Annotated in this window: 8 protein-coding genes; 2 read left to right on the top strand and 6 right to left on the bottom strand. The window is 54.8% G+C overall.

Annotated elements, in window-relative coordinates; translation table 11 throughout:
• Positions 1 to 34: 34 nt before the first annotated feature.
• Positions 35 to 1,000 carry a carbohydrate kinase family protein gene (locus ACXYMU_RS03325; protein WP_458984930.1) on the bottom strand — a complete coding sequence of 322 codons (966 nt, stop codon included), beginning with the start codon at positions 998 to 1,000 and terminating at the stop codon, positions 35 to 37.
• A 3-nt stretch (positions 1,001 to 1,003) separates the two neighbouring features.
• Positions 1,004 to 2,374: a sugar porter family MFS transporter gene (locus ACXYMU_RS03320; protein WP_458984929.1), complete on the bottom strand. Its 1,371-nt coding sequence runs from the start codon at positions 2,372 to 2,374 to the stop codon at positions 1,004 to 1,006.
• Between the two features lie 706 nt (positions 2,375 to 3,080).
• Between ACXYMU_RS03320 and ACXYMU_RS03315 the strand changes: the two genes are divergently transcribed.
• Together ACXYMU_RS03315 and ACXYMU_RS03310 are read left to right on the top strand one after the other, a co-directional pair.
• Positions 3,081 to 4,217 (top strand): transposase, encoded by a 1,137-nt coding sequence (locus tag ACXYMU_RS03315; RefSeq protein WP_458984928.1) that lies wholly within the window; start codon positions 3,081 to 3,083, stop codon positions 4,215 to 4,217.
• On the top strand, positions 4,217 to 4,405 hold the full coding sequence (locus ACXYMU_RS03310; RefSeq protein ID WP_458984927.1) for a hypothetical protein: 189 nt from the start codon (positions 4,217 to 4,219) through the stop codon (positions 4,403 to 4,405). Before ACXYMU_RS03315 ends, ACXYMU_RS03310 begins: the two co-directional genes overlap by 1 nt.
• Positions 4,406 to 4,490: 85 nt before the next feature.
• Here ACXYMU_RS03310 and ACXYMU_RS03305 read toward each other — a convergent pair whose 3' ends face one another.
• The 4 genes from ACXYMU_RS03305 to ACXYMU_RS03290 all read right to left on the bottom strand — a co-directional run bounded on the left by ACXYMU_RS03305 (position 4,491) and on the right by ACXYMU_RS03290 (position 12,935).
• Positions 4,491 to 5,747, bottom strand: coding sequence for an MFS transporter (locus tag ACXYMU_RS03305; protein WP_458984926.1), 1,257 nt, complete (start codon positions 5,745 to 5,747; stop codon positions 4,491 to 4,493).
• Positions 5,748 to 6,253: 506 nt separating this feature from the next.
• Positions 6,254 to 9,016 (bottom strand): hybrid sensor histidine kinase/response regulator transcription factor, encoded by a 2,763-nt coding sequence (locus ACXYMU_RS03300; RefSeq protein ID WP_458984925.1) that lies wholly within the window; start codon positions 9,014 to 9,016, stop codon positions 6,254 to 6,256.
• A 165-nt stretch (positions 9,017 to 9,181) separates the two neighbouring features.
• Positions 9,182 to 11,485, bottom strand: coding sequence for a DUF7133 domain-containing protein (locus tag ACXYMU_RS03295; RefSeq protein ID WP_458984924.1), 2,304 nt, complete (start codon positions 11,483 to 11,485; stop codon positions 9,182 to 9,184).
• A 121-nt stretch (positions 11,486 to 11,606) separates the two neighbouring features.
• Positions 11,607 to 12,935, bottom strand: a complete 1,329-nt coding sequence (locus ACXYMU_RS03290) for an MFS transporter (RefSeq protein ID WP_458984923.1) — start codon at positions 12,933 to 12,935, stop codon at positions 11,607 to 11,609.
• Positions 12,936 to 12,989: the final 54 nt, after the last annotated feature.

Genomic DNA, 12,989 nt, shown 5'->3' with positions numbered 1-12,989 from the left:
TTTCGAACTCTCTTCTCATTAGTGTTTCCATCTCTTAGCTTCTCATTTTCTCCAGCCTCCCTCCTTGTTTATTTTCTAGGTCCTCCAGAACTTCTTTTCTCTTCGGATGAAGAAACTCTGTTGCTCTGCGCTCTATTTCCAATGGTTCATAGGCAGGCGTTGCGCCGTGTTGCGTAGCTACAAAAGCGCCTAGAAGGCAGGCTCTTTCCAATGCCTTTTGTGTGGGTTCTTTTTTCAGGTAATTAGTTAGGAAAGTAGCCAGAAAAGCATCTCCGCTGCCAATGGTGTCCTCTACATCTACCTGAAAGCCTTCGTGCTCCATATAGCCATCGGCAGCCAGCACGGCTGCGCCTCTGTCGCCCCGCGTCACGATGAGCAGTTGCAGGCCGAAATGAGTGAACAAAGCCTGCATTTGCTCCTGCTCAGTGCCCTTCCAGTTAAACCAGCCGACCATTTCCTCTAGCTCCTGGTGGTTCATTTTCACAACGTCAGCATGGCGCAGCAAGTCTTCCATCAGGGCAGCGGAATAGTATGGGGGGCGCAGGTTCACATCCAGCACCTTAAATTTGGCGCGTTGCAGGTACTGCAGCAGGGTTTCGCGGGTGGTGGGGTTGCGTGCGGACAGGCTGCCATATATAAATACATCGCTTGCAGTTACCTGCTCAGCCAACTGGGCATCAAACTGGATATAGTCCCAGGCCACAGGCTCCACAATTTTGTAGGTCACCTCATTTTTGTTCGAGATGTTGGCTTTCACCACGCCGGTCAGGTGGGTTTGCCCGGTCTGTATCCATTGCGTGGAAAGGCCTTTTTCAGCCAGGAAGTCCAGTAACTCCTTGCCCAGGTCGTCGTTGCCGACGCGGCTGGCCACGTTGGGCGCATAACCGTTGTAGGCCAAATGGATGGCCACGTTCATGGGGGCGCCACCCGGCATTTTGCCGCTCGGGAGCACATCCCAGAGCACTTCGCCGAAGCAGATGATTTGGGGATTTTGGTTCATGGTTTAGTGGTTTTGGGTGAGGGGTATATTCTCGGGAGCAACAGCAGGCTGCGGCTCCACTTTGTTTCCAATTTCCTCCAGAGACACGCCTTTGGTCTCGGGCATGATTTTCCAGACGAACAGCAGTTGCAGCACCATCATACCGGCAAAAATGAGGAAGGTGGTGCCACCGCCGAGGGTGCTGGTGATGTATGGGAAAGCGAAAGCGATGACGGCAGCCATAAACCAGTGCGTGAAACTGCCCAAGGCCTGTCCGCTTGCCCGCACGCTGTTCGGGAAAATCTCAGAGATGAACACCCAGATCACGGCGCCCTGCGAGAATGCGAAGAAGGCGATGTAGGCGAAGAGACACAACGGCACCAGCATGCCGAAGCTTTCGGTATAAAAAGCCCACGACACCAGGCTTAGCGTCGCGATAAGGCCGAAGGAACCAATCAGCATGAGGGTGCGGCGCCCGACGCGGTCGATGAAGTTGAGGGCCAGCAGCGTGAAAGCGAAGTTCACGAGGCCTACTCCCGCTGAGGAAAGCAGGGACGCGTCTTTGCCCAAACCGGTCATTTCGAAAATGCGCGGGGCGTAGTAGATAATGGCGTTGATGCCCGATACCTGGTTGAAAACAGCGAACAGCACCGCCAGCATCACCGGAAAACTGTGCTGCTTCGAGAACAGGCCTTCCGCGTGTGTTTTGCGGGCCTCTACTTCCCTGGCGTTTACGATGGCTTTTAGTTCAGCATCAGCCGTGGAGGGGTCTATCTGGTGTAGCACGGCTCTTGCCGCCTCAATGGCGTTCCGCTTCACGATCAGCCAGCGCGGGCTCTCCGGCACCAGCAGCACCAGACCGACAAAGATAACAGCCGGAATCGCCTCTACCCCCAGCATCCAGCGCCAGGCGTTCGGCCCGATGTTCTGCAGCAGGTAGTTCGACAGGAAGGCCACCAGTATACCGAACACCACATTGAACTGGAACATGGCCACCATGCGGCCACGCATCCGGGCGGGTGCGATCTCGCTGATATACATAGGAGCGGCCACCGATGAAGCACCAACGCCCAATCCACCGATGAAACGGAAGAACAGGAAGGAGTACCAGTCCGTGGCCAGGGCAGAACCCAACGCCGACACCAGGTATAACACCCCGATCCAGAAGAGGGTGTTCTTGCGCCCTAGCCTGTCGGAAGGGAAGCCACCGAACAGCGCGCCTAATACCGTTCCTATCAAGGCGATCGAAACGGTGAGCCCGTGCTGAAAAACGTTTAGGTTCCATACCTGCTGTATCGACTGCTCGGCACCGGATATTACGGCTGTATCGAACCCGAATAAGAACCCTCCCAACGCCACGGTGACGGCCCAAAATAAAATCTTCCTGCTATTCATAGGTGCTTGTTTTTCTTCAAATGTAGGGGCAAGCAGCAGGAATGAATTTCAGGAATGTATCAATATGTTTTAATATCAGACCAATTGAGTAACCAGTCACTAAAACAGGTCTGAGAGGCGTGTAGCGGTAAAATAATTTTCTATTTACCCAATAGAAGGCTTTTGATTTTGTATCATTGTTTCAAAAATGTTTCCTACTGGAGCAGGTCTAGTAGCATAAACACATAGCATGTCGGCCTTACGCCTATGCATAATGAGTAAACACTCACCATACAGTCAAAACAAATCTCATTTTACCCCATGAAGCCCTATACAGCCTATACCCCAATAGGTGGAATGTAACAGGGAATCTCAACGCAATGGAACAGGTGCTGCTGTCAGGTGACTCCCGTTGGGGTGATCCTGCCCTCTTGCCCAGAAATGCGAGGGGTGGCATAACCTAATGCAAGTATAAGTCCTGCAAGGCCTCGAAGCCTGCTGCCATACCTCCTTGCTAACCCAATGGCAGAGCGGTGGTGAAGGGACAAAGCAGTGTGGACGGTTATACCCTGCCAAAAAGGAAATAGCGCTTAACGCCACTTAAAACAGTAATCATCATGCTATAAACATGAGTCATCCCGAACTTTAGGTTAGGGGTTTCTAAAAAGCAAAAGCCTTCTTTTCGTAAGTGATAGTAGTATCGAATCACTTTAGAAAAGGAGGCTTTATGCATTCATTATCAAATACGCAGCAGCCGGCAGAAAGGATAAAGGGGATCAGCTCTGTTTTTCACCGTCGGCTCTCTGTTTTTCTCTCTCCCCTGCTCGGGCTCCTGGATGAGCGGCTGGACCGGCGGCTGGTCCATACCTTTTCGCTGCTGGTGGAGGCCATCATCCGTTTTCGCCACCGCCAGCACGGCCTGCTTTTAAGCGAGCTGGGCGCTTACCTGCTTTCCCCCGACAAGGCCCCGGCCGGCACCAAGCGCATCAGCAACCTGCTGCGCTCAGGCAGGTGGCACTACGGCCTTGTCTCCGACTGGCTGCGGGCGCAGGCCAAAGCGCAGCTGGCCCAGTGGCCCGCCCAGCCCGTGCTGCTGCACTGGGACGAGAGCGTGGTGGAAAAGCCCGAGAGCGTCCACCCCCAGGGGCTCTGCCCGGTCAGGAGCGCCAAGGCCCGGCGCCTGGTGCGCATCCGCCCGGGCTTCTTCAACCCGCCCCCGCAGCGGCCGGTGCATGTGCCGGGCTTCCACTGGCTGGGCCTTCTGCTCATGGGCCTGCACACCAAGCCCTGCCTCTACCTGCAAGAGTGGTGGAGCACCCGTCTGGGCCAGAGCAGCCAGCAGGCGGCCACCCTGAGGCGGCGGTGCTTGGAGCAGGCCGCCAGGGACTTTGGCCGCCGGGTGATCCACGTCTTTGACCGCGGCTACGCCGGCGCCCCCTGGCTCCGGGAGCTGCTAAGGCGCCGGCAGCACTTTATCCTGCGCTGGAACAAAGCCTATGCGCTCAGAGACGGGCGGGGCCGTCAGCTGCCCTGCTGGCAGCTGGTGCGGGGCAAGCGGAGTCTCTCCAAGCGCCTGGTCAGGGACACGCCCCGCCGGCAAGAGCGCCGCATGGGCCTTTACCACCAGGCAGTCTTTCACCCCCGCTGGCCCCAGAGAAGGCTCTCGCTCATCGTCCTGCGGCCCGGCAAGGGGCACGCCCCGCTGTATCTGCTCACCAACCTGCCTGTCCAGAACGTGGGCAAGGCCTGGCGCGTGGTCTTTTGCTATGCCAGGAGATGGCAGGTGGAGGCGGCCGCTACTCCAAGTCCGAGCTGGCCCTGGAAAGCCCCCGGCTCTGGTTCTGGGAAAACCGCCTCAAGCTGATGATGATCCTCTCGGTGGTGTACGCCTTCCTGTTGAGCCTGCTGCAAGCACAGGAACTCGGGCAGCTGCTCCGGCAAGGGTGCCATAGAACAGGAAAGCGGTACCAGGAGGCCCTGATACCGCTTTACCGCGTCCGAACCGCGTTCATGCACATCTGGACTCAAGCACAATCCCTAAATTCGGGATGACTCATGTCTGCATTACTATGTTGGGGAGGTTAAAAGCTCAGTGCCTGGATAACAGGAGCATGCATCGGACACGCGGCCTTACTTACTAATAATCCCCAACTAGTTCTGCTGTTCTCTTTGTATCTGGTTTTGTTGCGCTATCAGATTTCTTCTGCCAGAAGAACAAGATAGTGAACAACACGATTAGGATGGCAGGGAAAGCGATCATTTTCTGCAGCGTTTCCTGACCGGCAGCTAACTGCAACGCATTGCCTGTAAGTCCCTGCGCAGTGTATGCTGCCATAGAGCCATCGATCCAGCTTCCTATAATAGGCTGAAAGATGGAAGAAGAGAACATACCAACAGCACCAATAATGGACATTCCGAGCGCGCTACTTAAAGGAACACGTTGTGCCACAGACCCCACCATAACTGGCCAGAAATAACCATAGCCTAAGGCAAACACGACAGCCGCCACATAAGCCATGCTACCGGTTACCGTACTGAACATATAGATACCTATTGCCGCGAAAACTGCGCCCCCCAACAAGACCCCTGTTTGGCCGAGTGTTGCCACAACCGGACCTGCAAAGAATCTTAACACAGCCACCAAACCGGCAGTCAGGGCCAGAATCAGCATTGGATCTGCTCCGCTGCTACCCAGGATGATTTCCACCCACTGGCCAGGCCCAAACTCTGTAATAGCTGTGAGTGCCATACAAACAATCAGGAATATATATAACGGGCTTACCATCGCTTTAAAGTTTGACTTGAGAGAGGTAGCTCCTTCCACTTGTGGTTGCGGGAAAGTCTTTCCGAAGAACAGGAAAGCATAGGTAACCGCTGGTACCAATATGAACCACATCTGTGCTTGCCAGGAAAGCCCAAAGTCAGTCATGAACTTAGAAATGAGGGCACCGAGCAGTATACCGCCAGGGAACCACATGTGGAACCTGTTCAGCATTTTATTCATTTTCACCCCAGAATACATGTCCGCGATCATAGGGTTACAGGCAGCCTCGGTACATCCATTCGCAATGCCAATCAGGAGCGTTGAAATAAGCAAGGTGGTATACCCCCCTGCGTAGATGGTTAGCAGAATTCCCAAAGCGTGGCATATAAAAGCCACTGACATGATAATTTTAGGGCCGACAGTATGGTATACCAACCCTCCAATGACCATAGAAATAGGGAAACCCAAAAACCACATCGAGTTGATGAATCCAAGCTGCTCGGCAGACAGCCCAAATTGTGCACCTAACTGAGGGAGAATTCCAGCTCTGATAGAAAAGGTAAAGCCTGTCGTGATGAGTGCTAAGCAACTCCCGTAAAACAAGGCTTTCTTGTTAACGTTTTCGTTCATTGAATTTGGGTTTAGAAGTTTTAAATAAAGATGTATAAGTCCAATTCTGTTGAAATATGCATATAAATTCTCAATGCATTGTTGTACTGGTTTCTGGTTTTATGCTGTTTTTAAAGTGGTCGCATCAGTCGGTTAACGGAAACCTGCGGCTGTTTGCCTGGGCTGGCAAACACGTCGCGCCGGAAAGACCTTTGCCTCAAAGCTTTATCAGTATATCTGTGTATAGCAAGTTACTTGTCACTAAGGCCTCACTCATTCGAGTTTAATTTAGGCAAATAGCATTTTAGAAGCAAATATTCCGACTCCATTTATGAACCTGAATATATGCGCTTAAAATCAGCAGGGCCAGACTTTGCAAGCTAAACAGACAAAACCACCCTCCGCTTACCGGCAGATTATATAGGAAGCACCATCAACTCTACTTTCTCCGGATGACGGGTAGCGACAATGTGACCCACCTCACAACGCGGGCTGCCTCGTTTTCTCAACAACTCACGCTGGCCTCCTTATTCCCCTACAGACTTTTCGGCTTTGAAATCAGAAGGGCTTCTGTCGAAATGGTTTTTGAAGGCGGTGGAAAAGTAGGCCGGTGAGGAGAAACCCACTTCGTAGGCGATCTCGGAAATGTTCTTGTCGCTGTGCAGCAGCAGGTGGCGGGCTTTTTTGAGGCGGGCTTTCACTACATAGTCGTTTACCGAATAGCCCAACAGCGCCTTTAATTTCCGGTATACCTGCACCCGCGACATGCCCAGGCTCTCGGCAATGCTGTTGGCGTTCAAATCGGGGTTTGAGAGGTTTTTCTCCACCACGGCCATTACCTCATTCAGAAATTTCTTGTCGAGTTGCTTGGGCGGTGCAACGGCCTTTGTGTTCAGGGCTACCTCGCTGCTGTAATGCTCCTTCAATAGCTGCCGGTTTTTGATCAGGCCTTTAATGCGCTCGCACAGGTACAGGTAACTGAAGGGCTTCGTCACGTATAAATCAGCACCCGACTGCACGCCTTCTATCTTATACTCCATGGCATCCTTGGCCGTCAGCAGGATGACCGGGATGTGGGAGGTGCGCAGATCGTTCTTCAGGATAGCGGTGATTTCCAGGCCCGTCTGCCCCGGCATCATGACATCACTTATGATCAGGTCGGGCACTGTTTCAAACGCCATGTTCAGCCCAAAAGCGCCGTGAGGGGCCTCCACTACGTTAAACTCCTGCTCCAGGCGCTTCTTCAGGAATTCCCGCAACTCCTTGTTGTCCTCGATCAGCAGGATGGTATATTCTTTTAGTTTGCTGCTTCCCCCTTCCTCGGCAACGGGTTCGCTGTAAAGGTCCTGGTCCGCATGCAGCACCCCGGGTAGCAGCAAGGGCGCTTGTTCGACCGGGTGAACCATTATTTCGGCCGGGCTTAAGTGGGTGTGGCCCAGCGGTAGCGTTACACTAAACCTGGCTCCTTTCCCTTCCTCGCTCTCCACGGCAATCGTGCCCTTGTGCAGTTTGATGAACTCCCTGGAAAGCGCCAGGCCGAGCCCGGTGCTCTGGCTGCTGGAAACATCATCGGAGTAAAACCGGTCGAATGCCCGGGCAGCCTGCGCTTCAGACATGCCTTTGCCGCTGTCCTCTACCGTTATTATTACGTTTTGGAAGTTTTCATCCAGCGCTATCCCAATGGTTACCCTGCCGTTGTCTTTCGTGAATTTGAAGGCATTGGAGAGCAAGTTGAACAACACCTTATCCAGCTTGTCGCTGTCGAAGTATACCTTCAGTTCGCTCAGTTCGGTGTGCACCCGTAAACGGATATGACGCTTTTTGGCCAGCCGGTCAAACGAGGAAGCGATCTCTTTCACAAACCCCACGAGGTCCTGCTCTGCCGCCTGCAGCTTCATTTTCTTGTTCTCTACCTTGCGGAAATCCATCAGCTGGTTCACCAGGCGCAACAGCCGAACAGCATTTTGCCTCACAAGCTGCAGGTCCTTTTTCAGGTCTGGGGAAATATTGCTTTGCAGCGCATCTTCCACAGGCCCTAATATAAGCGTGAGGGGTGTCCGGAACTCGTGGGAGATATTGGTGAAGAACTTGAGCTTGGCCTCGTTGGCCTTATCAGCTTTTTTGGCCATCTGCTCGATCTCGTTGCGCTGCTGCACCACCTCCTTGTGCTTGGCGGTCAGGGCTTTGTTGGCTTCCTGCTTTGCCCGAAGCGCCTGTAAGGCCAGAGCACCCAGCACTATGATGATCACGAGCCCACCCAGCATCAGGTAGAGCAACATGCGCTGGTTCTTGTAAATCCTGATCTGCTCGTTTATCCTGTGTTGCTGCCGTGCGATGCTCTGCTCCTGCGCCAAGATCTTGTTGGTCTGCTGTTTCATGATGTGCACGTTGCGCGCATCAATCACCGTTGTGTTCAGTATGTTCTCTTTGTCGTAAGGCCGGTTGTGCAGGATGTTGTAGGCCAGCTGTATTACTTCCTCGCCGCCGGTGGGGTATAGAAAGGTCGCGTCCAGGATGCCGTCTTCCACAAACTGCAGGCCCCCGTTCGGGCCGCCCAAGCCATCAAACCCGAAGAATTTTGTAGCCTGTACCCGCGGGTTGTCTTTCACGCTTTGGTAGGCTCCCAGTGCCATCACATCGTTATGGGCCAGCACCAGGTCCGCTTCCGGGTGCCGCCGGTACACCTCCGGAAAGCGCGCTTTGGCAATGTCCTTCTCCCATTCGCCCTGCACTTTGGCCACTAACTTCATACCGGGGTAGGCGGCAATCGCCTCCTGGAACCCCTTGTGCCGCTCGATGGCCGGCGTGGAGCCTGGCAGCCCCCATACCTCAATAATATTGCCCTGGCCGTTTACCAGTTTCGCCACATATTCGCCGGCCAGTTTGCCTATCTGGTAATTGTTGGCGCCCACATAGGCGGTATAACTCGATGAACTGGTTTTCCGGTCCACCACAATCACGGGTATACCCGCTTCAAAGGCCTGCTCTACCACCGGGGTAATCGGCTCGGCCTCGTTGGGCGACACCACCAGCAAATCTACCTTTTGGGCAATTAACTCTTTGATGTGCTCGATCTGGGTATCGCTGCTATTTTGGGCATCCTTGATGATCAGCTTCATTTCCGGATGGAAAGACGCTTCCCGCATCAGGTCTTTGCGCATGGCTTTGCGCCAGGCATCTCCCTCCGTGGGCTGCGAAAAGCCAATTACAACCTCCTTTTCTTCGTTCGCCACATCGCAGGAAAACAGAAAAGTCAGGGTTATCAGCAACAGAAAATAGAATGCCCTCATAAATGCGGTTATCTGGTAGCAGCGCTTTCACACCACTAAAGTGTTTTCAGGACATCTAATGTACTCATCATTCCGGCAACCTCAAAACATAAAGTAGTATGGTCTGTAAACAGACAGCCCCTGCAGCATAAATACTACAGGGGCTGCCTGGCAATGACGTTATCCTTAGGGCATGTTATTGAGCTCCTGCATGGTGAAGGCCTTTTGCCTGTCGGAGAGGTACTGCCGCACCTGCCCTACGTCCTCTGCCGTTACCCGGTCGGCGTTGTTCTGCCACGCTTTCCGGATGTAACTCAGCAGCTCCGCCACATCGGCACTCGACAGGGTTTTGTCGTAGCCGATGCCGGGCATGTCGCCGTTTATCTCCGGCGACTTGTACAGATGCCCGTTCACCTCCACCGGGCCTGTCAGGCCATACAGCACAATCGAGATCAGCTTGTATTTGCTGCCCGTCACCCACTCCGACTTGTTAAGCGGCGGCGCCAACGACTTCACCCCGTTGCCGTCGGGGCCGTGGCAGGTCTGGCAAGTGGAGGCATACATGGTTGCCCCTTTCGGGAAAGCCTTCAGCAACTCCTCTTTGCTTCTGTTCTTCCTGTTCCCGGTCACGTCGGCAATTACATCCTGCAGTTGCTGTTGCAGCAGCATATTTTGGGTGCCTGTATTGGCGCTAAGCTTTTTGGCGAAGGCCTCTTCGCGGTTGTACAGGTTACTGATCACGGCATCGGCTATGTATTTGTCCTGGGGGTATGCCGTGGCTACGGTTGTCAACAACTTATCAGCGGCGGACTGGTTATAAGGCGCTACTGCCTGCGCCAGAAAAGCGAGATAAGGAGCTGCCAGCTGGTCGGTGGTGGCCATTTGCGTGAGGACGTGCGCCAGTTGCTGCACATTAGAGGCTTGTACCACGCTTGGCACTACCGCCAGCGCCTGCATGCGCAGGGGCCAGGCAGGATGGCGCAACAGGCCTATCACTGCCTCGGTTTCCAGAGCGCTCAGCCCTTCCAGTGTCCAGAGGGCATGGATCGCCTGCAGCGGCCTTGCACTTTGGCGCACCGCTTGCCGTAGAGCCGGGATGGCCTGTGTCAGCCGGTGGTCGATTAATTTCTGTTGGGCGTTGTCGCGGACCCAGCCGTTGGTATGCCCTAGCAGGCGCACCAGCTCCTCCGGGTCATCCGGCAACGTTACCGCCGTGGCCTGCTTGCCTTTCGGCACTATTCTGTAAATGCGCCCATACCCCAGCGGCTGCGTCAGGTCCCGTTTTCCGATCTGGCTTTTAAGGTAGGTGGTGAGGTAAGTCTTGTGCTGGATGATTCCCCGGTACATGTCCACCACATACATAGCGCCATCGGGGGCGTTGTACAGGCTAACTGGCCGGAAGCGCTCGTCGGTGCTGGCCAGGAACTCTTTGCCCTGGTAGGCTTGCGAACCATCTGTCTGGTAGCCGCGTTCCCGCAAAACATTCCGCTTGATGAGGTTGGCGGCGGGCTCCGCCACGAAAACGTTCGAGGCATAGGCCTCGCCGAACAAGCCGCCCCGGTACACCAGGGGACTGGCGGCTGCGGTGAAATTCACCAGTTTCAGGCTATCGTCCAGTACCCGCTCCATATAGCCGCGGTTCACACCGGGCGTCGGGCGGATGGGGTATACCTTGTTGTCGGCCACAATCTTCTCCACAAAACCGGCCACACCCCGCTGGTGCTTGTTGGTGGCCCCAAAGCCGGGCGAGAAGTAGTCGCCGAGCAGGTTTTCGGAGTTGGTGTTATAGTATAAACGGCCATGGTTATCCTGCGAAATGCCCCACTGCCCCCGGAAATGCGTGTCTTCTTTGAGCCATTTGTCGCCGACTTTGCGGTAGCGCTTGTCAGACTTGGCACTGTAAATCCAGTTGTCCATGGCCCGCAGCAGGCCGTTGGGCTGGTGCTCCACGTTGCCGCCCTTGGCATAGTTGGCGTCTACCAGCGTGCGCTTGCCGGGTTTGTCTTGTTTGATCTCGTAGTACCACAGCATGGGCGGCTCGGCCACCAGTATACCGCCCTCTACCAGGCAAATGGCCCTCGGAAGCACCAGCGAGTCCAGGAACACCTGGCGCTTGTCGGCCACGCCGTCCCGGTTAGTGTCTTCCAGAATCACGATTTTGCCGCTGGGCACTTCCTCGCCTGTGCCTACGGTATCGGGCATATAGCCCTGCATCTCCACCACCCACATGCGGCCCTTGTCATCGAAGGTCATGGCAACGGGCGTGTTCACCAGCGGCTCGGCAGCCACCAGTTGCACCTCAAAGCCATCCTCCACCTCCATCAGCCTGACTGACTGCTCTGCCGGCACCACCGGAGATGACTCTAGGGTGAACTCAGGCAAGGGCACTTCCTCCTCTGCCGCGGTTCGGGAGCCGGTTGGCTGGCAGTACAGCAGCACTGTAGTCCCTATCAGCAGTAATAAAGGCTGCAGGTATTTCTTCGTCATCATCGCTTTGTTATTCATTGCTTCCCTATCTCAACTTCTAGCGGAGCCCTGCCCTTCGCTGGCATCGGAGACTCCCCCTGGGTAAATATCGGTAAACTTTATGCCTTACTCAACTGCTTGGCAGCTATAGCGAGGCGCTTGTAAGCGGTTTCATGCGCTTGGTGAGCAGGTGGATAACACCCCAGGCCAGGATATAGGCAAAGCCGCAGATGATAAACAGGATGTTATACCCTGCCCCGATGTTGCCTGCCTCCGTGTAATACTGCAGCAGCGCACCCACAAACAGCGGGAATACGGTAGAGGCCACCGAGCCCATCATACCCCCCATGCCCACTACCGAGCTAACGGCGTACTTGGGCACGATATCCGACACAATGGTGAAAATATTGGTGCTCCAGGCCTGGTGCGCCGCTGCCGCCAAACTGATAATAGCCACGGCGGTCCAGATGTTGGTCGCGAACCGGGCCGTCATGATGGGCAGCACCACCAGCGCCACAACTAAAAGGGTAACTTTACGGGCCTTCAGCACTGGCCAGCCGCGTTTGATCAGGGCCGATGACACATACCCGCCGCCGATGCTACCGAACGTGGTGGCGGTATACACCACTGCCAGCGGCAGACTAGGCTTGGTCAGGTCGAGGTTGAAGGTTGTAGCGAAATAAGAAGGCAACCAGAACAGGAAAAACCACCAGATCGGGTCGGTCATTACCTTGCCCACGATAAACACCCAGGTCTGGCGCAGTTTCAGCAAATCGGCCCACTTCACCGATCCCTTTGCTTCCTGCAAGGAAGGCTCGTTGTCGATGTGGATGAAGTCATACTCGGCTGCGGTCAGTCGTTTTTGCTTGGACGGCACCTCATACAGAAACCACCAGGCCACCAGCCAGACGAAGCCCAGCGCACCCGTGATGATAAAGGCCTCCTGCCAGCCGTAAGCCCCCAGAATCCAGGGCACGATCAGCGGAGCCGCCACGGCACCGATGCTGGTACCGGAGTTGAAGATACCGGTGGCCAGCGCGCGCTCCTTTTTCGGGAACCACTCGGCTACTGCTTTAACAGCCGCCGGAAAGTTGCCCGCCTCCGAGAGCCCGAGCAAGCCGCGCACCAACCCAAAGCCCAGCGTTGTCCGGACAGCGGCGTGCAGCATGGCGGCAATGCTCCAAACAGTTACCGATATGCCATACCCCAGCTTCGAGCCCAGCTTGTCGATGATGCCCCCGAAGATGACATACCCCACCGCGTAGGAGGCGGAGAAAAACATGATGATATACCCGTAATCCAGCTCCGACCAATTGAACTGCGCCTCCAGGGTAGGTTTCAGCAAACCGATCACCTGCCGGTCGATGTAGTTGATGGTAGTGGCAAAGAAAAGCAGGGCGCATACTACCCAGCGGTAATTCCCTGATTTAGCACTTTTGGCAGTGCCGGTCTCGCTTACTTGCGTTTTTCCCATGAGATGCGTTGTTACTGGTTTGTTGCTGTATTTTTTAACTGCCTGGCAGCTTCG

Source organism: Pontibacter sp. CAU 1760, assembly GCF_054482735.1.
The sequence above is the reverse complement of the archived record's forward strand: the minus strand, read 5'-3'. Positions and strand labels throughout refer to the sequence as shown.